The organism is Oryzobacter faecalis (genome assembly GCF_046764005.1).
In the GTDB taxonomy this organism is placed as follows: Bacteria; Actinomycetota; Actinomycetes; order Actinomycetales; family Dermatophilaceae; genus Oryzobacter; species Oryzobacter faecalis.
In genome coordinates this window covers 141,635-163,312 of record NZ_JBKOFW010000005.1, presented here as the reverse complement: position 1 = coordinate 163,312, position 21,678 = coordinate 141,635, and the positions used below count along the sequence as shown (strand labels likewise).

General features: G+C 75.1%; 22 protein-coding genes and 1 pseudogene. 10 read left to right on the top strand and 13 right to left on the bottom strand.

Going from position 1 to position 21,678, the window contains the following annotated elements; genetic code table 11:
- Positions 1-23: 23 nt before the first annotated feature.
- Together ACK8HX_RS11460 and ACK8HX_RS11455 are read left to right on the top strand one after the other, a co-directional pair.
- Positions 24-2,339, top strand: coding sequence for a DEAD/DEAH box helicase (locus ACK8HX_RS11460; RefSeq protein WP_411940829.1), 2,316 nt, complete (start codon positions 24-26; stop codon positions 2,337-2,339).
- Between the two features lie 90 nt (positions 2,340-2,429).
- On the top strand, positions 2,430-2,942 hold the full coding sequence (locus tag ACK8HX_RS11455; RefSeq protein ID WP_411940828.1) for a hypothetical protein: 513 nt from the start codon (positions 2,430-2,432) through the stop codon (positions 2,940-2,942).
- Positions 2,943-3,080: 138 nt separating this feature from the next.
- On the opposite strand, the pseudogene ACK8HX_RS11450 reads toward ACK8HX_RS11455, so the two are convergent.
- The 9 genes and pseudogenes from ACK8HX_RS11450 to ACK8HX_RS11410 all read right to left on the bottom strand — a co-directional run.
- A pseudogene (locus ACK8HX_RS11450) lies at positions 3,081-3,416 on the bottom strand (Rv3654c family TadE-like protein); the annotation flags it as partial.
- Positions 3,413-3,790, bottom strand: a complete 378-nt coding sequence (locus ACK8HX_RS11445) for a TadE family type IV pilus minor pilin (RefSeq protein ID WP_411940827.1) — start codon at positions 3,788-3,790, stop codon at positions 3,413-3,415. The pseudogene ACK8HX_RS11450 and the gene ACK8HX_RS11445, both read right to left, overlap by 4 nt.
- A complete protein-coding gene (locus tag ACK8HX_RS11440; protein WP_411940826.1) occupies positions 3,787-3,993 on the bottom strand; it encodes a DUF4244 domain-containing protein in 207 nt (68 codons plus the stop codon). The genes ACK8HX_RS11445 and ACK8HX_RS11440 overlap by 4 nt, the downstream gene beginning before the upstream one ends.
- A gap of 142 nt (positions 3,994-4,135) precedes the next feature.
- Positions 4,136-4,678 carry a type II secretion system F family protein gene (locus ACK8HX_RS11435; protein ID WP_411940825.1) on the bottom strand — a complete coding sequence of 181 codons (543 nt, stop codon included), beginning with the start codon at positions 4,676-4,678 and terminating at the stop codon, positions 4,136-4,138.
- The gene (locus ACK8HX_RS11430) at positions 4,675-5,379 is read right to left on the bottom strand and encodes a type II secretion system F family protein (RefSeq protein ID WP_411940824.1); all 705 of its coding nucleotides are present in this window, start codon (positions 5,377-5,379) and stop codon (positions 4,675-4,677) included. Before ACK8HX_RS11430 ends, ACK8HX_RS11435 begins: the two co-directional genes overlap by 4 nt.
- Before the next feature lie 143 nt (positions 5,380-5,522).
- A complete protein-coding gene (locus tag ACK8HX_RS11425) occupies positions 5,523-6,704 on the bottom strand; it encodes a TadA family conjugal transfer-associated ATPase (RefSeq protein ID WP_411940823.1) in 1,182 nt (393 codons plus the stop codon).
- The gene (locus tag ACK8HX_RS11420) at positions 6,701-7,438 is read right to left on the bottom strand and encodes a CpaE-like family protein (RefSeq protein ID WP_411940822.1); all 738 of its coding nucleotides are present in this window, start codon (positions 7,436-7,438) and stop codon (positions 6,701-6,703) included. Before ACK8HX_RS11420 ends, ACK8HX_RS11425 begins: the two co-directional genes overlap by 4 nt.
- A 728-nt stretch (positions 7,439-8,166) precedes the next feature.
- Positions 8,167-9,042 carry a hypothetical protein gene (locus ACK8HX_RS11415; protein WP_411940821.1) on the bottom strand — a complete coding sequence of 292 codons (876 nt, stop codon included), beginning with the start codon at positions 9,040-9,042 and terminating at the stop codon, positions 8,167-8,169.
- 9 nt (positions 9,043-9,051) lie between these two features.
- Positions 9,052-9,978 (bottom strand): thioesterase family protein, encoded by a 927-nt coding sequence (locus ACK8HX_RS11410; RefSeq protein WP_411940820.1) that lies wholly within the window; start codon positions 9,976-9,978, stop codon positions 9,052-9,054.
- Between the two features lie 55 nt (positions 9,979-10,033).
- Between ACK8HX_RS11410 and ACK8HX_RS11405 the strand changes: the two genes are divergently transcribed.
- From ACK8HX_RS11405 to ACK8HX_RS11390, 4 genes are read left to right on the top strand one after another with little or no spacing between them, the layout of a single operon-like run.
- Positions 10,034-11,230: a sensor histidine kinase gene (locus ACK8HX_RS11405; RefSeq protein ID WP_411940819.1), complete on the top strand. Its 1,197-nt coding sequence runs from the start codon at positions 10,034-10,036 to the stop codon at positions 11,228-11,230.
- A 23-nt stretch (positions 11,231-11,253) separates the two neighbouring features.
- Positions 11,254-12,033 carry a LytR/AlgR family response regulator transcription factor gene (locus tag ACK8HX_RS11400; RefSeq protein ID WP_411940818.1) on the top strand — a complete coding sequence of 260 codons (780 nt, stop codon included), beginning with the start codon at positions 11,254-11,256 and terminating at the stop codon, positions 12,031-12,033.
- A 1-nt stretch (position 12,034) separates the two neighbouring features.
- Positions 12,035-12,418 carry a DUF485 domain-containing protein gene (locus ACK8HX_RS11395; protein WP_411940817.1) on the top strand — a complete coding sequence of 128 codons (384 nt, stop codon included), beginning with the start codon at positions 12,035-12,037 and terminating at the stop codon, positions 12,416-12,418.
- Positions 12,415-13,947, top strand: coding sequence for a sodium/solute symporter (locus ACK8HX_RS11390; RefSeq protein ID WP_411940816.1), 1,533 nt, complete (start codon positions 12,415-12,417; stop codon positions 13,945-13,947). Before ACK8HX_RS11395 ends, ACK8HX_RS11390 begins: the two co-directional genes overlap by 4 nt.
- 25 nt (positions 13,948-13,972) lie before the next feature.
- Here ACK8HX_RS11390 and ACK8HX_RS11385 read toward each other — a convergent pair whose 3' ends face one another.
- Complete coding sequence (locus ACK8HX_RS11385) at positions 13,973-15,166, bottom strand: glycine C-acetyltransferase (protein ID WP_411940815.1); 1,194 nt, start codon at positions 15,164-15,166, stop codon at positions 13,973-13,975.
- A 93-nt stretch (positions 15,167-15,259) separates the two neighbouring features.
- A complete protein-coding gene (gene tdh, locus ACK8HX_RS11380) occupies positions 15,260-16,300 on the bottom strand; it encodes an L-threonine 3-dehydrogenase (protein ID WP_411940814.1) in 1,041 nt (346 codons plus the stop codon).
- 221 nt (positions 16,301-16,521) lie between these two features.
- Between tdh and ACK8HX_RS11375 the strand changes: the two genes are divergently transcribed.
- Entirely contained in the window at positions 16,522-16,860 is a 339-nt protein-coding gene (locus tag ACK8HX_RS11375; protein WP_411940813.1) for a DUF485 domain-containing protein, read from the top strand.
- Between the two features lie 3 nt (positions 16,861-16,863).
- Positions 16,864-18,510 (top strand): solute symporter family protein, encoded by a 1,647-nt coding sequence (locus ACK8HX_RS11370; protein ID WP_411940812.1) that lies wholly within the window; start codon positions 16,864-16,866, stop codon positions 18,508-18,510.
- Between the two features lie 80 nt (positions 18,511-18,590).
- Here ACK8HX_RS11370 and ACK8HX_RS11365 read toward each other — a convergent pair whose 3' ends face one another.
- The gene (locus ACK8HX_RS11365) at positions 18,591-19,034 is read right to left on the bottom strand and encodes a MerR family transcriptional regulator (RefSeq protein WP_411940811.1); all 444 of its coding nucleotides are present in this window, start codon (positions 19,032-19,034) and stop codon (positions 18,591-18,593) included.
- 58 nt (positions 19,035-19,092) lie between these two features.
- Between ACK8HX_RS11365 and ACK8HX_RS11360 the strand changes: the two genes are divergently transcribed.
- The gene (locus ACK8HX_RS11360) at positions 19,093-19,998 is read left to right on the top strand and encodes an NAD(P)/FAD-dependent oxidoreductase (protein ID WP_411940810.1); all 906 of its coding nucleotides are present in this window, start codon (positions 19,093-19,095) and stop codon (positions 19,996-19,998) included.
- Positions 19,999-20,117: 119 nt separating this feature from the next.
- On the top strand, positions 20,118-20,678 hold the full coding sequence (locus ACK8HX_RS11355) for an AMIN-like domain-containing (lipo)protein (protein WP_411940809.1): 561 nt from the start codon (positions 20,118-20,120) through the stop codon (positions 20,676-20,678).
- A gap of 93 nt (positions 20,679-20,771) precedes the next feature.
- On the opposite strand, the gene ACK8HX_RS11350 is transcribed toward ACK8HX_RS11355, so the two are convergent.
- Positions 20,772-21,668 carry a phenylalanine 4-monooxygenase gene (locus ACK8HX_RS11350; protein ID WP_411940808.1) on the bottom strand — a complete coding sequence of 299 codons (897 nt, stop codon included), beginning with the start codon at positions 21,666-21,668 and terminating at the stop codon, positions 20,772-20,774.
- Positions 21,669-21,678: the final 10 nt, after the last annotated feature.

Below are 21,678 nucleotides of genomic sequence, written 5' to 3'. Positions count from 1 at the left end.
TGCAGGTCGGTGTCCCCGACGTGATGTCGGGGACGAGGATTACCGTAACCGTCGTGTCCTCTCCTGCCCAGCACCTCGCGGTGCTGACATCTCAGGGACGAGGCGACCGGCTGCTGCACGTCGAGCGCCTCCCGGCTCGCGAGGCCCGCCTGGCGCAGTGGCCGGCCGAGGTGGCGCCCGTCGTGCTGTCCGCCCTGCTCGCCGGGGGGATCGAGCGTCCGTGGTCGCACCAGCGGTCGGCGATGGACCTCGCCCTCGCCGGTCGGCACGTCGTGCTGGCCACCGGCACGGCCTCGGGGAAGAGCCTGGGCTACCTCGTGCCGATGCTCTCGGCGGCCGCCGAGGGCGCGGCCACCCCTGGCCGGCGGGGCGCGACGGCGCTCTACCTCTCGCCGACGAAGGCGCTCGCGGCCGACCAGCTCGCGCGCATCGAGGCCCTCGCCGTGCCCGGGGTGCGTGCCGCGACCTACGACGGCGACACCCCGCCGGACGAGAGGCGGTGGGTGCGCGAGCACGCCAACGTCGTCCTCACCAACCCCGACCTGCTCCACCACTCCCTGCTGCCGGGCCACGAGCGGTGGTCGCGCTTCCTGCGCGCCCTCACCCACGTCGTCGTCGACGAGTGCCACGTCTACCGCGGGGTCTTCGGGTCGCACGTCGCGTCGGTGCTGCGCAGGCTGCGCCGGGTGGCGGCCCGCTACGGCTCCTCGCCGACGTTCGTCCTCGCCTCCGCCACGGTCAGCGACCCCGCCGCCCACGCCTCGGCCCTCGTCGGGATGCCGGTGGCGGCCGTCACCGAGGACGGCTCGCCGCGGGGGGCGATGACGTTCGCCCTCTGGGAGCCGAGCGCGGACGAGGAGGGGTCGCGGCGGTCCGCGACGACCGAGGCGGCCGAGATCCTCGCCGGCCTCGTCCTCGACGGGGTCCAGACGGTGGCCTTCGCGCGCAGCAGGGCCGGCGCCGAGGCCCTGGCGACCAGCGCCCGGCGCCGGGTGGAGCTCGACGACCCGACCGGGGCCGGGGGGATCGCGGCCTACCGCGGCGGCTACCTCCCGCAGGACCGCCGCGAGCTGGAGGGGCGACTGCGCTCGGGGGACGTCCGCGGGCTCGCGGCGACGAACGCCCTCGAGCTGGGCATCGACGTCAGCGGTCTCGACGCCGTGGTCATGGCCGGGTGGCCCGGGCGGCGCGCGAGCCTGTGGCAGCAGGCAGGTCGGGCCGGCCGGGCCGGCGAGGAGTCGCTGGCGGTGCTCGTCGCGGCCGACGACCCGCTCGACACCTACCTCGTGCGCCACCCGGAGGCGATCTTCGGGGCGCCGGTCGAGACCACGGTCATGGACCCGTTCAACCCGCACGTCCTCGGGCCCCACCTCGCGGCGGCGGCGGCCGAGCTGCCCGTCGGCGAGCAGGACCTGTCGATGTTCGGCCCGGACGCCCGCCGCCTCCTCGACGCCCTGGTGACGAAGGGGATCCTGCGGCGCCGTCCCGCCGGCTGGTTCTGGGCGCGCGAGGACCGGCCGGCCGACCACATCTCGCTGCGCGGTGTCAACGACGTCGTCGCCGTCGTCGAGACCCGCACGGGGCGGGTGCTCGGCACCATCGACGAGGCCGCCGCCCACAGCCAGGCGCACACGGGCGCCGTCCACGTGCACCAGGGCGACACGTGGGTCGTGACCGACCTCGACCTCGAGTCGCGGGCGGCCCACGTCGTGCGGGGCGACCCCGGGTGGTCGACGAGCGCGCAGTCCGTGAGCCGGTTCGACATCCTCGACCGCGAGCGCAGCGTGCGGCGGGCCCGGGCCGAGGTGTCCTTCGGGTCGGTGCGGGTCACGACGCAGGTGACGGGGTTCATCCGGCGGCTGCCCTCGGGCGAGGTGATCGGGACCCACCCCCTCGACCTCCCCGAGCGCTCCCTGGCGACCCGGGCGGTGTGGTGGACCGTGCCGGAGGAGGTGCTCGAGGCGTCCGGGGTCGACCCGGCCCGAGTGCCGGGCGCCCTCCACGCGGCGGAGCACGCTGCCATCGGGATGCTGCCCCTCGTCGCCACCTCCGACCGCTGGGACGTCGGTGGGGTCTCGACCGCCCTGCACCCCGACACCGGCCTCCCGACGGTCATGGTGTTCGACGGCTACCCGGGCGGGGCGGGCTTCGCCGAGCGCGGGTTCACCGCCTTCGAGACCTGGGTCCGTGCGACGCGTGACGCCGTCCTGGGCTGCGGGTGCGCAACGGGGTGCCCCGCGTGCGTGCAGTCGCCCAAGTGCGGCAACGGCAACGACCCCCTCGACAAGGCGGGCGCGGTGACCGTCCTCGAGCTGGCCCTGGCCCCTGCCACCGGCTGAGCCCGGGGCGACGTCACGGGGCCCCGGTGCGGTACGGCGCGGCTGCCCGCGACAGGTCTGCGCAAGCACGGCACGGGTAGGGTCCGGACCATGGTGCTCCTCGGGCTGATCCTCGTCCTCCTCGCCGCCGGGGCCGGGGTGCTCCTCTTCGCCGGCACCGCGCGGCTCACCGACACGGTCGACATCGAGATCCTCGGCGGGACGCTGAGCCTGCCGCCGCTGACGCTGCTCGTCACCGGGATGGTCGTCATCACGGTGTTCTGGCTGGGGTGGGCCCTGCTGCGCGCCGGGCTCCGCCGCGGCAAGCGCAAGCGCGTCGAGGCCAAGGAGGCCGCCGCGGCAGCCGAGGCGCGGCGGGTCGCCGACGAGCAGCGGATGAAGGAGCAGATGGCGGCCCGGGACCGCGAGCTCGCGGACGAACGCCGCCGTCGCGAGGAGGAGACCGCCGCCCTGCGCCAGCAGCCACCGGCACCGGCACCGGCGGAGCACCGCGACATCCCGGCCGACAGCCGTCAGGACTCCCCGACCATCGCCCCGAGCGGCTCGACGCCCCCTCCGCCCCCGCCGTCCGGGCACCGACCGTCCCCACCGTCCGGGCACTGACCGTCCCCACCGACCGGGCGGCGACCGTCCTCGCCGTCCGCTCGCAGGCCGCCGCGGACCCGTCGGATCGGTGCGGCTCGACCGCCGAGGGCTCGACGACCGAGCCGTGGCGCCCGGCGGCGCGAGCCCGGCCCGGGCCCTCGCCACGGCGACCTCGAAACCCAGGGCGCGCGCGGGCCGGCGCAGGGGGACGACGACCGACACCTCGACCGCGTCGCCCGCAGGGGCCGCGCACCCGGTGAGCGTGGCCCCGTTGGCCGCCGCGACCGACAGGCCCGCGCCGCAGTCCGGCCCGCCGCCGAGGACGAGGGGCGCCGCTGCCGCGAGTGCCGCGAGGTCCGCCGCTGACCGGGCACGGTGCACGTCGGCGGCCACTCCGCTGAGGACGAGCGCACCGGTGAGGAGAACGACGACCGCAGCCATCGCGCCGGCCACGAGGACCGATCCCGAGCCGCCTTCGGTCCCCCGGGTCATGGGGCGCTCTCGAGCCGGGCGACGGCGACCGCGCGCGGTGGTGCGATCCCGAGGGGGCGCAGCAGCGCCGGAACGGGCGCCGTGACCACCACGGTGACCCGCGGCCCGGCGAGGGCGGACTCGACGGAGGAACCGGAGGGGGCGGCCCTCCTGGCCTCGGTGAGCGCGCCCGCCCCGTCGTCGCCGCGGGCGAGCGCGCGGGCTGCCGAACGTGCGGCGTCGACGCAGCGGACGTGGGCCACCCCGAGGTCGACGGCCGCCAGGGCCACCGCGAGCACGAGGACGAGGGCCGGGAGGGCGACCGCGAGCTCCGCGGTCGCCGCCCCCGCCTCCCCTCGCTGCCCCGGTGACCCCGCCGGCCGTCGGAGCGTCACGAACCGGAGCCCAGCGCGCCCACGATGACCTGCGACAGGGCGGACCTGACCGGGCCGGACCGGACGATCGCCAGCAGCAGCGCGGCGAACGCGACCGCCGCCAGCGTGCCGACCGCGTACTCGGCGGTCGTCATCCCCTCCTCGCCCGTCGTCCGGACCCGGCGGACGATGCCGCGCAGCCTCCGCACCGTTCTCGTCGTCATCGGAAGACCCCCTCTCGTGACGCGACCGTCGCGCCCTCTGCGACCACTGTCGTCCGCGCCGGGCGGCCGCGGGAGCGGCCCCGGAAAGCTGTGGACGGGGGCCTCCGCACGACGGGGCTGTGGACGACTCGTGTCGGGGGTGTTAGGTCGCGAGGACGCTGCCGACCAGCTGGAGGACGACGGGGGCGACCGTGGTCGCGACGAACCCCGGGAGGAAGCAGAGGCCGAGCGGCAGGACGAGGAGGACGCCCGAGCGCTGGACGGCTGCCTCGAGTCGTTGCCGTTCCTCCTCGCGCATCCGGCGCGCGGCGGCGGCGAGCAGGCCGGCCGGAGCCGCCCCGGCGTCGTGCGCGGCGTGCCACGCGACCGCCGCCGCGCCCCACCCCGGCCCGACGTGCGCCCAGGCGTCCTCCGGCGTCTCGCCCCACCGGTGGGCGGCGGCCACGACGGCGAGCTCGCGACCGGCCGGCCCGGGGACGACCCGCGCGACCGCTTCGAGCGCCTCCACCGCACCGGACCCTCCCCGCAGCGTGGCCGCGACGAGCGCAAGGGCGCCGGCAGCCTCCTCGACGCCGGCCGGCCCGGCACCGGGTCGGTGTGCCCGGCGGCGCCCGGGAGCGACGACGCGACGCCCGGGGGCGACCAGGACCGCGAGCGCGGTGAGGAGGACCGCGGCTGCCGTCACGGGCCGGACCCCCGCGCCACCGGCACCGGTGGGGGCCCGGGCTCGGCGAACGGCGCCAAGCCCGTGGTCGCCTGGCGCCCGGCCCGCGAGAGCAGGCGCCGGGCCCACAGCCAACCGAGGCCGGTGAGGACCAGCCCCGCGACCGCGGCCACCCGGGCACCGGGTGTCGCGTAGAGCCGCGCCGGTCCGAACCCCACGAGCGCGGCCCCGAGCGGACCCGCGACCGGCAGCGCGGTGAGCAGCCACATCGACGTCCGCGGACCGGAGACGACCACCGCTGTGCGCTGCCGCGAGGCCCGCCGCTCGCGCACCGCCTCGGCCGCCGCGGCGGTGACCACGGCCGCCGGGGCGCCGGACTCCTCGGCCAGGCGCCAGGACGCGGCGAGCAGGTCGAGGTCGCCCTGCGTCGCGGCCGGGGTGCGCCCGGGAGGGTCCAGGCACGCCGAGACCGCACCTCCGGCCAGGAGCACCTCGCGGACCCGGCCTGCCAGCCACGGCGCCGACCCGCGGACCGACGGTGAGCGCGCGGCCGCGGCGACGGCGCGGGGCAGGTCGAGCCCGGCGTCGAGCCCGACGGCCACGACCTCGGCGACGTCCGCGACCCACGCGTCGTCGCGCCGGTGCCGACGGGTTGACGGGGCCCCGGCCCCCCGTCGGCACCGGAGCCGACGGGCCGAGAGGGCTCCGGTTCCCCGTTCCACGCCGTCCCCTCCCCCTCCTCGGCGCCGGCCCTCCTCTGCCCCCGTTCGTGGCGCCCCCTCTCCCCCGGTGGACCCGGAGGGCGGAACGGACGGCCCGGCGACCGGCCACAGGAGGACCGCGGCCAGGGCAAGGAGCGTGGCGGTCAGCACCGCTCCCCCGCAGCGCCCGCGGCGTCCAGCAGCCCTGGGACGAGAGCGACGAGCCGCGGCCAGCCGGACCGCCGGACCTCGGCGCCTCCCGCACCGACCGACAGGGCCGGCTCGACCGCCACGAGTCCGGCCTCGACGGGATCAGGCACGACGACCCCGACTCCGGCGACGCGCCGCACGCCCTCGGTGCGTTCGACGTGGACGACGGCGTGGAGGGCCTGCCGCAGCTGGGCGTGGGTGGCCCTGCGCGACAGCCCGGCGAGGGCTGCGAGGGCCTCGAACCGGGCGGGCACCTCCTCGGGACCGTTGGCGTGCACCGTGCTCATCCCGCCCTCGTGGCCGGTGTTGAGCGCCGCGAGGAGCTCGCGCACCTCGGCGCCGCGGACCTCTCCGACGACCAGGCGGTCGGGCCGCATCCGCAGCGACTGGCGGACGAGGTCGACGAGCGACACCTCGCCGCGGCCCTCGACGTTCGCCGACCGCCCCTGGAGCCGGACGACGTGTGGGTGGTCGGGGGCCAGCTCTCGGACGTCCTCGACGACGACGACCCGCTCGCCCGGCGGGCACTGGGCGATGAGCGCCGCCAGCACGGTGGTCTTGCCCGCGCCCGTTCCCCCGGTGACGACCACGGAGGCGCGAGCCGCCACCAGGCCCCGGAGGGCGGCCGCGACGAGGGGACCGGCCGCGCCCAGGCGGACCAGTCCGTCGACGCCGCCCGGCCGGTGCCGGGCCACGCGCAGACTCAGCTGCGGTCCGGCGTCGGCCACCGGGGGCAGCACCGCGTGGAGCCGGACGCCTCCCGCGAGGACGCCGTCGACCCAGGGCTGGGCGTCGTCGAGCCGTCGCCCCGCGAGGCCTGCGAGACGGACCGCGAGCGGACGGACGTCGGAGACGGGCAGCGCCCCCGCCGGCTCGACCCCGATCCCGCGGTCGACCCAGATCCCTCCGTCGCCGTTGACGAGGACGTCGGTGACGGACGGGTCGGCGACGAGCGCGGCGAGCGGCCCGAGACCCACGAGGCGGGCCTCGAGGTCTGCCGCCGTCCCGGCCTGCCGGGCCACGCCGAGGTGCCCCGCCTCCTCGGCCGCGACCCGCGCGATGCCCGCCGGCGTGGGGCCGGCTCCCGCGCGGATGGCGCGGAGGACGACCCCCGGTCGGGCAGCCGACGACGTCACGACGCGACCGCCTCGGGGTCGAGGGCCGCCAGCACGACGGCGTCGGCACAGCGGCGCACGACGTCGCGGGCGACCCCCGGGAAGAGCCCTCGCTCCCCGTCGCGTGCGACGACGGGGTCGTCGCGCACGTGGTGCAGGTGGGCGACCCCGAGGTGGGTGACGACGTCGTCGACGACGTCCGGGCCGGCCCGGGCCCCGCGCGTCACGAGGTGGAGGACGGGACGCGCACCGGAACACTCGGCCGCCGCGACGACCCGCTCGACCGTTGCCTCGGCATCGGCGAGGGCGCGGGCCCGCAGCGCGGTGAGGACGACGACGGCGCCGGCCCTCGCGACCACGTCGTCGAGGTGGGGGCTGGACGACGGGACGTCGGCGATGACCGAGGCGCCGCCCTCGAGGAGGGAGTCGACCACCTCGAGGACGACGCCGCCGTCGACGTCCGGGCGGGCGCCACCGAGGGCGGAGAGGACGTGGCAGCCCTCCTCACCCGGCAGCGACCCGACGAGCCGCCGGGCCGGGACCCGGCCGCGGACCTGGCGCAGGTCGTGCCACCGGCGTCCGGGGAGGTGCTCGACGCCCGCGGTGACCTCGAGGCCTCCGCGCGCGAGGTCGAGGTCGGCGACGACGACCGGCGGGCGGGCCCCGGCCAGCCGCCGTCCGACGGCGAGGGCCAGCGTGCTGGCGCCGAGGCCGCCGGAGGCCCCGACCACGGCGAGGAGGAGAGGCGTCGTCATGGGCCCAGCCTCGGCGGGCCGACCGACCCGGAGAAGGCCGCCTCGACTTCTGTGGACGACGCCGGTCGCGGCCCCCGCCTGTGGACGGCCGTCACCGCAGCACGCTGACCTGCGGGAACCCGAGTCCGGACATGGGACGGCCCCGGTCGGGGGCGGGGACCCCGTGCGCGGGGGCGGACCAGGACGGACGGAGTCCGGACATGGGACGGCCCCGGTCGGGGGGACAACCGGGGCCGTCGGCGAGCCGAGCTCCGGGGGGGAGAAGCCGGTCCGCCGTTCGCTCGACCCCGAAGGGGAGCGAGTGACTTCATCGTGCTCCATCGAGGGGTGTCGACGCAAGCCCCGGCCTTGAGCTGCGCGATTCGTTCTCAGCGATGCCTCAGGACGATGGAATCCGAAGGTTGGGGCCACGAAGTTTAACGCTTGACCACCGTCTGACCGCGTCGGCGCCGCGGCTCCGGTGGCGACGGCCGTCACCGGGCACGACGGCGCCCCCGCCCGAGCCCGGGTGGGGGCGTCGTCCCGCCGCGGACCTCCCGGGCGACCAGGCGTGCTCCATGCCGTCATCGCACTGGGACGAGCCCATCACGATCGGTCCATCAGTGGACTGCCCGCGCGTGGGTACCCGTTCGTTCCGCGGTAGTTCTCGTGCGTCGGCCCGAGGGCCTCCGCACCTCTGTTGTACTCCCGCCCCGGGCCCGCGGCAACCGCTGGCGAGAACGCCCTGCTCAGGACAGCCGACCGGCCAGCACGGCGTCCGCCACGCGCTCGCCGTCGTCCGCCGCGGCGCGAACCGCGGTGCAGCAGTGGGAGATCCACAGGCCCACACCGGCGACGTCGCCCCGTCCGTAGGCCGCCAGCGCGCCGAGGTAGGCCGCGCCACCCCCCGCCGCCCCGTGACCGGCCTCGGTCACGGCCACGCCGGTGGGGTCCAGGCCCCCCACCTGCACGATCGCCCGGTCGAGGGCCCTGGCCACGACGGCGTTGCCCCGGACGAACGGCCGGACGGTGGCCAGCTCGGCGTGGACGACGGCCGCCGCCACGACGACCGGCAGGCGCGGCAGGGCGAGCAGCACGTCGGCCACCCCGCGCAGGCGCGCCGCGACCTCCGCACCGTCGGGCGCGGCGCCGAGGTCGGCCAGCTCGAGGCAGTCCTCCCCGGACAGCCGCGGCCTGCCGAGCAGCGCGGGCTCGACGAGCCCGGAGGCCGCCGCCGCGTGGAGCCGGGCCAAGGCCTGCAGGGGGGCGGAGAGGACGACGGGCGCCAGGCGCTCGGTCTCCGCCGTCGCGGCGACGACCCCGCGGACGACGACCTCGACCGGGTCGGGCGACACCGACCACGTCGCCGCGCCGCGCATGATGTCGCGCACGGCGTCGACCGGGACGGACGCGCCCTCGAGCTCACCGCTCGCGGCAGCGCCGCGGACGCGCGACTCGGCCGCGGCCTCCGGGATCCGGCGGCGCAGCGCCTGGTGCCAGCGCAGCCGCGTGCACGCCTCCCGGGCGGCCTCGACCTGCTCGGGGACGCCGGGCAGCTCGGCCAGCCGCGCCACCGCCTCGACGGCGGGACCGACGGAGCCACCTGAGGACGACGCACCACTCACGCCGTGAGCCTAGCCAGCGTCCGACCCGCCACCGGAGGCCGCGTCCTCCGCGGGGAAGCGCACCGACGCCAGCTGCCGCGAGCGCGCGACGAGGCGGCCGGTCGAGTCCCAGACGCAGGCGTCCTCCACGACGAGGTCGCCGACGACGGTGTCGGTCGTCAGCTCGACGAGCAGCCACCCCGGCGCGGGCCGTCCGAGCACCTGACCGGTCAGCTCGAGGGTCGGCGCCCAGCCCGGGACACCGAGGTCGAACGACACCGGCATCAGCGCGTCGACGGCGTACGGGAGCATCGCGGCGTCGGGCTTGCGCCCGTCGGCCATCCGCAGCCACGCCCGGATGACGCCGCGCCGGCTGGGGCGACCCACCGCGAACCCGGCGGTCGCGGGGTCGACCCGCACGTCGAGGCGGTCGAGCATGACGATCGACCGCGCCACGGGAGGGGTCCCACGCTCTGCGTGGGCCGCGTCGCGGCGCGCAGGAAGGCACTCGTCCGGACCCGGGACGGAGGGCGGGGACGGCGCCCGGCGCACCGGGTCGGCGCGGCCGAGGTCGCCGAAGGTCCCGACGAGTCGCACCCGCTCAAGCAGCCCCTTCCCGGCGCCGCCCGGCTGGAGCACCCGGACCGACACGGTGGAGACCGACCGCCCCGTCCGCAGCGGCTCGACGTGCACCTCGACCGGGCCGGCCACGGCCGCCGAGAGGAAGTGCGCCCCCCACGTCAGGGGGTCGGTGTGCCGGGCACCGGCGAGCACCTCGGAGGCCGCCCGCGTCCCGAGCGCCATGAGGACGCCGCCGTTGATCGCGTGGCCGATGAGCCAGCCCTCGTCGAGCTCGCCCCGACCCACGACGACCGACCCCACGACGGCCGGCCCCACTGCGGGCTGCGGGCGCCCGCCCTCCCACGCCAGCGACAGGACGTCGTCGAGCTCGGCCACGGGTGCATCCTCCTCGTCAGGGGTCCGGTCCCGCCCCCGACCCTAGGGTGACCCCATGACGGGAAGCATCCACTGGCCGACGGCGGTCGTCGTCGCCGGCACGATGCTGCTGCTCGCGCTGGCCGTCGTCCTCCTGCGGCGCAACCGGCGCCGCGGCTTCCTCTCCGCCGTCGACCGGGCCACCTACAACACCCTCCACACGGCCTCGCTCGCGAGCCAGCACCTCGGCGACGGCCTCACGCCCGAGGCCGCCGAGCGGGCCGGCCGCCACCTGCTGTCCATCCTCGGCGCGCACGCCGTCTCCGTCTCGGACCCCGGCAGCGTCCTGTCCTGGACCGGCATCGGCGAGCACCACCGCCCGAGCGCCCTCGGGCTCGGCACCGAGACCCGCAGGACCGGACGCACCGTCGTCCACGGTTCGCACGACGTCACCTGTGGCGAGCCGGACTGCCCCCTGCGCAGCGCGGTCACGGCCCCCCTCGTCATGGACGACCTCGTCGTCGGCACGCTCACCGCCTGGACCGAGCACCCCTCCCCGGGCCTGGCGAGGGCCACGGAGGAGGTCGCGGCCTGGGTCTCGAGCCAGCTCGCCCTCGCCGAGCTCGCCCGCACGCGGACCCGGGTCATGGAGGCCGAGCTGCGGGCCCTGCGCGCGCAGATCAGCCCCCACTTCATCTACAACTCGCTCGCCGCGATCGCCTCCTTCGTCCGCACCGACCCCGACCGCGCCCGCGACCTCCTCCTCGACTTCGCCGACTTCACCCGATACGCCCTGCGGGCGGGCGGTCCGTTCACGACGCTCGCGGAGGAGCTGCGCAACGTCGAGCGGTACCTCGTCCTGGAGCAGGCCCGCTTCGGCGAGCGGCTCACCGTCTCGCTGCTCATCGCCCCGGAGGTCCTGCCGGTGACGCTGCCCTACCTCGCCGTCCAGCCCCTCGTCGAGAACGCCGTCCGGCACGGGCTCGCCGAGAAGGAGGGCGTGGGGCACCTGACGATCACCGCGAGCGACCGAGGGTCCGACGCCGAGATCAGCGTCGAGGACGACGGCGTCGGCACCGACCCGGAACGGGTGCGCCACATCCTCGACGGCGCCCACGCGAGCGACTCCGTGGGCCTGGGCAACGTCGACGCCCGGCTTCGCCAGGTGTACGGCGACGACTTCGGCCTCGTCGTGGAGACGGCCGTGGGGGCAGGCACGAAGGTGACGTTCCGGGTGCCCAAGTTCGCCCCCGGCATCCACGCCGGGTCCTGACGCGGCCCCGTATCCTGCGGGGCATGTCCACCACCGCCGTGGGACTCACCGCGCTCGTCGTCGACGACGAGCTGCCCGCGCTGTCCGACCTGGACTACCTCCTCGGCCGTGACGAGCGCATCGGCGAGGTCATCACCGCGTCCTCGGGCACCGAGGCCCTCCAGGTCCTCGACTCGCGCGACGTCGACGTCGTGTTCAGCGACATCTCGATGCCGGGCCTGGACGGGATGGCGCTGGCCCGCGTCATCGCGCGCTTCACCGTCAGGCCGCAGATCGTGTTCGTCACCGCGCACGACGAGCACGCCGTCGACGCCTTCGCGCTCGCCGCCACCGACTACGTGATGAAGCCCGTGCGGGCCGAGCGGCTCGGCGAGGCGATCCGGCGCGTGGTGGCGGCCAAGGACGAACGGCCGTCCGGCACAGCGGATCCCGTTGCGGCGGCGATCGAGGACGAGACGATCCCGGTCGAGCTCGGCGGGGTCACGCGGTTCATCACGCGCACCCAGGTCCGCTACGTCGAGGCGCACGGCGACTATGCACGGCTGCACACCGAGAAGGGTTCCCACCTCGTGCGCGTGCCGCTCAGCGTGCTCGAGGAGCGGTGGGGCGAGTTCGGGTTCGTCCGCATCCACCGCAGCACGCTCGTCGCCCTCCCGCACGTGTCCGAGGTGCGCATGGACCGCGGCCGGTGCGCGGTGCTCGTGGGCGACGTCGAGCTCCAGGTGAGCCGACGGCACACGAAGGAGCTGCGCGACACCCTGCTGCGGCGCCCGATCGGTGACCGCCGCCCGGTCGGCGGCTGAGGTGTCGACGCCCGACGACCCGCCCCCCGCGCGGGTCCGCGTCACCAGCTCGCGCACCGGGGCCGCCCCGATGCGCTCGCGCCCCGTGGCCCGCGAGCTCGACGAGCAGACCGGCCTCGGCGACGTCTACCTCGCGGGGCTGATGCGGGCGCAGCTGCGGCTGTCCGTGGCCGTGCTCGTGCTCATGGTCGTCGGGCTGGCGGGGCTGCCGGTCGTGCTGACCCTCGTTCCCGCGACCCGCACCCTGACGATCGGCCTGCTGCCCTTCCCCTGGCTCGTCCTCGGCGTCCTCGTGTACCCGAGCGCCTGGTTCCTCGCCCGCTGGTACAGCCGTCAGGCGGAGCGGATCGAACAGGACTTCGCCGAGGTCGTCGAGTCATCGTGAGCCATCCGCTGTCCCTCGCGGCCGTCGTCCTCGTCTGCCTCACCACGCTCGCCGTCGGCGGCCTCGGGCTGCGGCTGTCGCGGCGGACGAGCGACTTCTACGTCGCCGGCCGCACGGTGTCGCCCCGGCTCAACGCGTCGGCGATCGGCGGGGAGTACCTCTCGGCGGCGAGCTTCCTCGGCGTCGCCGGGCTGCTCTACGACCGCGGCATCGACATGCTCTGGCTCCCCGTGGGCTACACGCTCGGCTACCTCGTCCTCCTCGTCATGGTCGCCGCCCCGATGCGCCGCTCGGGGGCCTACACGCTGCCGGACTTCGCAGAGGCCCGGCTCGGGTCGAGGGCGATCCGGCTCGTGTCGTCGGGCCTCGTCATCGCGATCGGCTGGCTGTACCTCGTGCCCCAGTTCCAGGGCGCGAGCATCACCTTGACCCTCGTCACCGGGGCGCCCGGGTGGGTCGGCGGGCTCGTCGTCATGGTCGTCATCGCCCTCGCGGTCGGCGCCGGCGGGATGCGCTCGATCACCTTCGTGCAGGCCGTGCAGTACTGGATCAAGCTCACCGCCCTCGCGATCCCCGCGTTCGTCCTGCTCGCGCTGTGGTTCCGCTCCGGAAGCCCAGCGCCGCAGGTCGACCCGACGTGGAGCATCCCCCTCTCCCCCACCGGTCCCGACGACCACCCGGTGTACCGCACGGCCTCGACCGTCATGGCCCTCTGCCTCGGGACGATGGGGCTGCCGCACGTCCTCGTCCGCTACTACACCAACCCCGACGGCATCGGCGCCCGGCGGACCACCGTCACCGTCATCGCGCTCCTCGGGGTGTTCTACCTGCTGCCGCCGGTGTACGGCGCGCTCGGCCGCGTCGCCTTCCCCGAGCTCCCGGAGGGCGTGGGCGCCGACACGATCGTCCTGCGCCTGCCCGGCACGCTCGTCGACGGCCTCGCCGGGCAGCTGCTCACCGCGATGCTCGCCGGCGGGGCGTTCGCCGCGTTCCTCTCCACGGCGTCCGGGCTCGCCATGTCCGTGACGGGCGTCATCGACCAGGAGCTGCTCCGGCCCCGGCTGGCCCGCTTCGCCGGCGGCGACGTCCCGGGCATCCGCGGGTTCCGGGTCGCGGCGGTCCTCGCCGTCGTCCTCCCGTACGTCCTGAGCCGGGCGACCGAGCCCCTCGGCCTCGCCACGACCGTGGGCCTGGCGTTCGCCGTCGCCGCCGCGACCTTCGCGCCGCTCATCATGCTCGGTGTCTGGTGGCGCCGGCTGTCGACGACCGGGGCGATGGCCGGCCTCCTCGTCGGGGCCACGAGCGCCGGGGGGTCGATCGTCACGACGATGGCCGTCGGCGACCCCGGCGGGTGGACCGGCGCCCTCCTCGCCAACCCGGCCCTCTGGGCGACGCCGCTCGCCATCGCGACGTCGGTCCTCGTCTCGCTCGCCACGCCCTCACGCATCCCGGCGGGCACGACACGCACGATGGTGCGGCTGCACACGCCCGAACGGGTCGCCCTCGCCCGTTCCCGGGTCCGCGACTGACCCCGGGAAGAGGGGGAAGCAGGGATCAGGCGACGGCGTCGCGCGCGGCCACGAAGGCGTCGACGCACCGGCGCACGTCGTCCTCGGAGTGAGCCGCCGAGAGCTGCACCCGGATGCGCGCCTTCCCCCGGGGCACGACGGGGAAGCTGAACGCGATGACGTACACGCCGTTGCCGAGCATGTGGTCCGCGATCTCGGCCGCCCGGCGCGCGCCGTCGTCGCCCGGGAACATCACCGGGGTGATCGGGTGCGACCCCGGCAGGAGCTCGAAGCCTTCGCCCTCCATGAGCTCCCGGAACCGGGCGGCGTTGCGCCGCAGCGTCTCCCGCGCCTCGCTCGAGGACGACACGAGGTCGAGCGCCTTGAGCGAGCCCGCGACGACCGCGGGCGCCACCGAGTTCGAGAACAGGTAGGGGCGCGACCTCTGGCGCAGGAGGTCGACGACCTCGCGGTGGCTCGCCACGTACCCTCCGGACGCACCGCCGAGCGCCTTGCCGAGGGTCCCCGTGATGATGTCGACCCGGTCCAGCACGCCGAAGAGCTCGGGGGTCCCGCGACCGCCCTCACCGACGAAGCCGACGGCGTGGCTGTCGTCGACGAGCACCATCGCCTCGAACTCGTCGGCGAGGTCGCAGATCTCGTCCAGCGGCGCGGAGGAGCCGTCCATCGAGAAGACGCCGTCCGTGACGACGCAGACGCGCCGGGCCCCGGCCTCGCGGGCCGCCGTCAGCTGCGCCCGCAGGTCGGCCATGTCGGCGTTCCGGTACCGGTACCGGGCCGCCTTCGACAGCCTGATGCCGTCGATGATCGACGCGTGGTTCAGCTCGTCCGACACGATGGCGTCCTCGGCCCCGAAGAGCACCTCGAACACGCCACCGTTGGCGTCGAAGCACGAGCTGTAGAGGATCGTCGCCTCCTGGTGGAGGAACTCGGACAACCGCGACTCGAGCTCGGTGTGCTGGGTCTGGGTGCCGCAGATGAAGCGGACCGACGCCATCCCGAAGCCCCACCGGTCGAGCGCGGCCTTGCTGGCCTCCACGACCTCGGGGTGGTCGGCGAAGCCGAGGTAGTTGTTGGCGCAGAAGTTCAGCGACTCACCCCCGGTGGTGCCCACGTGCGAGGACTGCGGCGTCGTCAGCTCGCGCTCGCGCTTGTACAGGCCCGCCTGCTCGATCTCCTCGAGCGTGGCCGCCAGCTCGTCCTTCACCGCGCCGTACACGGGTCCTCCTGGGGTCGTCGGGGGGCGCCTCGAGGACGTCCGCACCGGGATCGGGGTCGGGGTCGCCGACCGAGCCAGCCTAGGCCCGGACGGTCAGCTCCAGTCGAGGACGACCTTGCCGCCGGTGCCCGACCGGGTCTCGGCGAACGCGGCCTGCCACTCCTCGGCGCGATAGCGGCCGGTCACCACCGACGACACCGCACGGCGCAGCTCCGGCGACGACGCGAGCATCGAGCCCATGAGGTACCAGGTCTCGAACATCTCGCGGCCGTAGATGCCGCGCAGCGTGATCATGTGGGTGATGACGCGCCCCCAGTCGATGGCGTAGCGGTCCTTCGGCAGCCCCAGCAGCGCCACGCGACCGCCGTGGTTCATGTTCGCGAGCAGGTCCTCGACGGCCGCCGGCGACCCGGACATCTCGAGCGCGATGTCGAAGCCCTCGACCATCCCCAGCTCGGCCTGCGCGGCCCGCAGCGAGCCGCCCGAGCCGACGTTGACGACGAGGTCGGCCCCGGCCGCCGAGGCCAGCGCGAGCCGCTCGTCGCTCATGTCGGTGACGCAGATGCGCCGGGCCCCGGCGTGCCGGACGATCGCCGTCGCCATGACGCCGATGGGGCCGGCGCCCGTGACGAGGACGTCCTCGCCGACGACGGGCCACTGCAGCGCCGTGTGCGTCGCGTTGCCGAGCGGGTCGAAGAGCGCACCGAGGTCGGGGTCGAGGTCGGCAGGCTGGACCCACGCGTTCGTCGCCGGGATGACGACGTGGTCGGCGAACGCGCCGTCCCGGTTGACGCCCACGCCCACGGTGTTGATGCACAGGTGGCGGCGGCCGGCGCGACAGTTGCGGCACGAACCGCACACGAGGTGCCCCTCGCCGGAGACGCGGTCCCCGACGGCGACGTGGTCGACGTCGGCCCCCACCTCGACGACCTCGCCGAAGAACTCGTGGCCCAGCGTCATCGGGACCTGCACCGTGGCCGCGGCCCACTCGTCCCACTGCTCGAGGTGGAGGTCGGTGCCGCACAGGCCCGCCCGCAGCACCCTGATCTTGACGTCCTTGTCGCCGCAGACCGGCTCGGGCACCTCCACGAGCTCGAGTCCGGGGCCGGCCGTCACCTTCCGCAATGCACGCACGGGCCCATCATGCCGGTCGCGCCCCGGACCCGACGCGGGGTCGACCCCAGCGCCGTTCGTCGCTCCGCCCCGACCGTTCGGCGCAGCGTGACCCACCGCACACCGCGCGCCCGACCCGCCCGGCGAGGGGCCTGCTCCGGGCCGTTCACAGGCCCCCCGACGCCCACCACCCTTGGCTGCGACCGGGCCGCCACGGACCCGGACCGACCCTGGAGGTGACCGTGAGCAACGACGCTCGCACGCGGACCGAGGACTCCTACCTCGCGCTGCAGTCCACTTCGGAGTTCCAGGAGCTGCGCCGCAAGTTCCGCAGGTTCGTCTTCCCGACGACCGCGTTCTTCCTCGCCTGGTACTTCCTCTACGTCCTGCTGTCGATGTTCGCGCCCGGGTTCATGGGGACCCGCGTCTTCGGCACCATCACCATCGGCCTGCTCCTCGGGCTGGGCCAGTTCGTCACGACCTTCGCCATCACCTTCCTCTACGCCCGGTGGGCGAACCGCGAGTTCGACCCCCTCGCCGACCGCCTCGGTGCCCAGCTCGACGGCACGAAGGAGCACTGAGCCATGGCCTTCCTCCCCGCGGCCGACGCCGCCACCTCGGTCGGCAGCCCGGCCCTCAACATCGCCATCTTCGCGGCCTTCGTCGTCGTCACCCTCGTCATCGTCATCCGGGTCGCGTCCGGCAAGAAGACCGCCGAGCAGTACTACACGGCTGCCGGCGCGTTCTCCGGTCGGCAGAACGGCGTCGCCCTCGCCGGTGACTACCTCTCCGCCGCGAGCTTCCTCGGCATCGCCGGGGCCATCGCGCTCCAGGGCTACGACGGCTTCCTGTACTCGATCGGCTTCCTCGTCGCGTGGCTCGTCGCGCTCCTGCTCGTCGCCGAGCTCATGCGCAACACCGGCCGCTTCACGATGGCCGACGTGCTCTCCTACCGCCTCCAGCAGCGGCCGGTCCGCATCGCGGTCGCCATCTCGGTCATGGCCGTCTCGTTCTTCTACCTCCTGGCCCAGATGGCCGGCGCCGGCGGCCTCGTGTCCCTGCTCCTCGGGATCAGCGGCGAGGCCGCGCAGAACATCGTCATCGCCGTCGTCGGTGCCGTGATGATCGCCTACGTCCTCATCGGCGGGATGAAGGGCACGACCTGGGTGCAGATCATCAAGGCCGTGCTCCTCATCGCCGGCACCGCGGTCATCACCGTCTGGGTCCTCGGCAAGTACGGGTTCAACCCCTCGGGGCTGTTCCAGGCCGCGGCCGACAACTCCCCGACCGCCGGGGAGAAGCTCTTCGAGCCGGGCATCAAGTACGGCAAGAACCTCACGACGAAGATCGACTTCATCTCCTTGTCGATGGCGCTCGTCCTCGGCACCGCCGGCCTCCCGCACGTCCTCCAGCGGTTCTACACCGTCCCGACGAGCAAGCAGGCCCGCAAGTCGGTGGAGTGGGCGATCTGGCTCATCGGCGGGTTCTACCTGCTCACCCTCGTCGTCGGCTACGGCGCCGCCGCCCTCGTCGGCCCGGAGGCCATCAACGCGGCGCCGGGCAAGGCGAACTCCGCTGCCCCGCTGCTCGCCTACGAGCTCGGTGGGTCGGTCCTGCTCGGCATCATCTCCGGCATCGCGTTCGCCACCATCCTCGCCGTGGTCGCGGGCCTGACCATCACGACGTCCGCGACGTTCGCCCACGACCTCTACAAGGAGGTCTTCAAGCGCGGCGAGACGACGCAGGAGAACGAGGTCCGGGTCGCCCGGATCGCGGCCATCGTCATCGGCGTCGTCGCGATCGTCGGCGGCATCTTCGCCAAGAGCCAGAACATCGCGTTCCTCGTGGCCCTGGCCTTCGCCGTCGCGGCGAGCGCCAACCTGCCGACGATCCTGTACTCGCTGTTCTGGAAGGGCTTCAACACCCGCGGCGCCCTGTTCTCGATCTACGGCGGCCTCATCAGCGCCATCGGGCTGATCATCTTCAGCCCGGTCGTGTCCGGGAAGCCCCCGCTCGTCGAGGGCGGACCCAGCCAGTCGATGATCACCGACACCGCGGTCGACTTCCACTGGTTCCCGCTCGACAACCCGGGCCTGGTCTCCATCCCCCTCGCGTTCTTCCTCGGGTGGCTCGGCTCGGTGACGAGCAAGGAGCACAACGCCCGCAAGTACGCCGAGATGGAGGTCCGCAGCCTCACCGGTCATGGCGTGGCGGAGGCCGTCAACCACTGAGCGGGGCGGCCGGTACACGGCCACCCGACCACGACGCAGCGGCCGCGGGGAGACCTCACCCCCGCGGCCGCTGTTCCGCGTCAGCGAGCCGGGTGCCGGTGCCAGCCGTCGACGACGAAGGTCCCGCCCTCGACGACGTCGGCGACGAAGCCCGCGAAGCGCGGGCAGGCCGTGATGTCGTGGGCGCGGCAGCGCAGGGCGTGCTCGGTCATCTCCCTCGAGCGCTCGATCGACTCGGCGCGCGCGGCGAGGTCGCGCAGGTGCGCCTCGAGGACCTCGTGCCGGTTCGCCGCGCCCCCGTCGAGGAGGACGCCGACCTGCTCGAGCGTCATCCCCGCCGCCTTGTTGCGGAGGATGACGGCGACCCGGGTGGCGTCGTCGGGCCCGTAGCGCCGGTAGCCCGACGCGTCGCGCGCGGGTCGCAGGAGGCCCTCGTCCTCCCAGTGGCGCAGTACGTGGGTGGGGAGATCGAAGCGCGCGGCGAGCTCGCCGACGGTCCACTGCGGGTGGGAACTTGCCTTCATGTCGACCTGAAGGTCCACGGTGGGGTCAGACATTCCCACCGACACGAGGAGCACCACCGTGGACCCCCACCTCGACCTTGACGTCGCCGTCGTCGGCGGCGGCCCCGCCGGCCTCCAGGCCGCCCTGACGATCGGGCGCGTGCACCGTCGCGCCGCCCTCTTCGACGACGGCCGCTACCGCAACGCGACCGTCGCCCACATGCACAACGTCGCCTCGCACGACGGCACGCCGCCCGCCGAGTTCCGCGCCGCGGCCCGTGCCGAGCTCGCCGCCTACGACACCGTCGAGGTGCGGACCGAGCGGGTCGAGCGGATCCGCCCCGCCGAGGCCGGCGGCTTCGTCCTCACGACCGGTTCCGGTGAGGACGTGGGCGCGGCGGCCGTCGTCCTCGCCACCGGCATGCGCGACGTGCTGCCCGCCGTCGAGGGGCTGGGCGCCCTCTGGGGCGACCTCGCCGCCGCGTGCCCGTTCTGCCACGGCCACGAGGCCGCCGGCCGCCGGGTCGGCATCCTCGGCGCGGTCGCGGCACCGCACCAGTCCCGGATCCTGCGCCCCGTCGCCGGCTCGCTCGTCGTCCTGCCCCACGAGGACGACGCACCGGACGACCTGCCCGAGGGCGTCGAGGTCGTGACGGGACGCGTCGCGCGCGCCGGCCGCGACGGTGACGAGGTCGTCCTCACCCTCGAGGGCGGCCGTCAGGAGCGCGTGGCAGCCCTGTTCGTCGCCCCCAGGGCGGTGCAGGCCGCGCCGTTCGCCGAGCAGCTCGGTCTCGAGCTCAACCCGTCCGGCGGCATCCGGGTCGACGAGCTCGGCCGGACGAGCCTGCCCGGCGTCAGTGCGGGCGGCGACCTCGCCCACCTCGCGGCCCTCCCGATGCCGATGGTCTCGGTGGTCCAGGCGATGGCGGGCGGCCAGCTCGCCGCGTCGAGCGCGCTCATGGGCCTGCTGGCGGCCGGACGCTGACGCCGCCGTATCAGCGGGGCGGCCCGCCCCCTCCTCCTCGTGTCAACCGGACCCGCCTCCCGCGCGTCCCATGACCAGAGGTGTCACCCCGACACCGTCACGACCGCGAGGAGGTCGCCATGCAGCCGTCCACCACCCCCAGCCGCCGGGTTCCCCGCCGAAAGGCACTGCGGGCCCTGACCGCCCTCGCCGCCGCGGGCACCCTCCTCGCCACCCCCGCGGCGGCGACCACGGCCACCGCGAGCGCCACGACCTGCAGCACCGCCTGGGGCTCGCTCGCGAAGACGTCGTCGCCGATGGCGACCGGCCGGGTGACCGGCGTGCGCGCCGGCCGGCACGCCTGCTTCGACCGGCTCGTCGTCGACATGACCGGCCGCGCCCCCGGGTACGACGTGCGCTACGTGTCGACGGTGTACGCCGACGGCTCGGGCTTCCCGGTCCCGGTGTCCGGCGGGGCCCGCCTCGCCGTCGTCGTCCGCAAGGGAGCGACGAGCGTCCCGGCGATGCCGTCGGTGGCGGGCTTCACGACCTTCCGCCAGGTCCGCTGGGCCGGCTCGTTCGAGGGCCAGACCACGCTCGCACTCGGCGTGCGCGCCAGGCTGCCGTTCCGCGTCTTCACCCTCTACGACGCCGCGACGAACCGCAGCCGTTTCGTCGTGGACGTCGCCCACACCTGGTGAGGACGGGCGGGCGACCGCGTCACGGTCGCCCCGGCACGACGCAGGGCCCCCGACGTCGTCGTCGAGGGCCCTGCGCCGTCGGGGTGGGTCCGGTCAGGCCGGGGCGTGCGCCTCGGCCCGCAGACGGGCCGCGAGGTCGTCGTCGACGGTCTCGAAGAAGTGCCCGACGACGCCCTCGAGGTGGTCCAGGCTCTCGGCGCGGAACAGGACCGGCTGGTAGGCCGTGATGTCGTAGTTCTGCGTGCCCATGGCGTGCAGGTCGAGCGGGCGGATGTCCATGTGGCCGAACTCGTCCATCTCGCCGTAGCTGGACAGGATGCCGGCACCGTACGCCTTGGTCTCCCCGTCCTCGGCGATGACGCCGAACTCGATGGAGAACCAGAAGACGTCGGCCACGAACTGCATGGCCTCCTCGGTCTCGAGGCGTCGGCTCGCCTCGCCCGCTGCCCTGGTGATCGCGGCGAACCGGGGGCTCGCGAGCTGGTTCGCGTGCCCGATGACCTCGTGGATGATGTCGGGCTCGGGCGTGTACAGCGGCTCGCTGGGGTGGCGCAGGTACTGGGTGGAGTTGAACACGCCACGGCCGAGGTCGGCGTAGAACTCGCGCAGCGGGACCAGGCCCGGCGCCGCGGTGTACGACCAGCCGGTGAGCGGGCGGAGCAGCTCGGTGACCTGCTCGAGCTGCGGCACGTGGTCGGTGGGCAGGCGGAGCGCGGCCTTGGCGGCGAGGAACTCGCTGTGCGCGTACTTCTCGTGCTTCGGCGCGAGCTCGGCGGACACGAGCCGCCAGATGCCGTGCTCCTCGTCGGTGTACTCGATGGTGGGCACCGGGTCGCCGGGCCGTCGGGCCAGTGACGCGGCGGCGATCTCGCCGCGACGGGCGCGGTAGGCCGCGTCGGTGAAGCCGGGGTGGTTCTCGCCGAGGTGCACCTGCACCTGGCCGTCGGCATCGGTCGTCACGGCCGAGTAGAGCTGTCCCTCCTCGAACACCGTGCTCACC

Excerpts from the sequence above, each read along its gene's own strand:
- ACK8HX_RS11460 (WP_411940829.1), top strand. The coding sequence starts at position 24 with ATGTCGGGGACGAGGATTACCGTAACCGTCGTGTCCTCTCCTGCCCAG.
- ACK8HX_RS11455 (WP_411940828.1), top strand. The coding sequence starts at position 2,430 with ATGGTGCTCCTCGGGCTGATCCTCGTCCTCCTCGCCGCCGGGGCCGGG.
- ACK8HX_RS11440 (WP_411940826.1), bottom strand. The coding sequence starts at position 3,993 with ATGACGACGAGAACGGTGCGGAGGCTGCGCGGCATCGTCCGCCGGGTC.
- ACK8HX_RS11420 (WP_411940822.1), bottom strand. The coding sequence starts at position 7,438 with ATGACGACGCCTCTCCTCCTCGCCGTGGTCGGGGCCTCCGGCGGCCTC.
- ACK8HX_RS11405 (WP_411940819.1), top strand. The coding sequence starts at position 10,034 with ATGACGGGAAGCATCCACTGGCCGACGGCGGTCGTCGTCGCCGGCACG.
- ACK8HX_RS11400 (WP_411940818.1), top strand. The coding sequence starts at position 11,254 with ATGTCCACCACCGCCGTGGGACTCACCGCGCTCGTCGTCGACGACGAG.
- ACK8HX_RS11370 (WP_411940812.1), top strand. The coding sequence starts at position 16,864 with ATGGCCTTCCTCCCCGCGGCCGACGCCGCCACCTCGGTCGGCAGCCCG.
- ACK8HX_RS11365 (WP_411940811.1), bottom strand. The coding sequence starts at position 19,034 with ATGAAGGCAAGTTCCCACCCGCAGTGGACCGTCGGCGAGCTCGCCGCG.
- ACK8HX_RS11355 (WP_411940809.1), top strand. The coding sequence starts at position 20,118 with ATGCAGCCGTCCACCACCCCCAGCCGCCGGGTTCCCCGCCGAAAGGCA.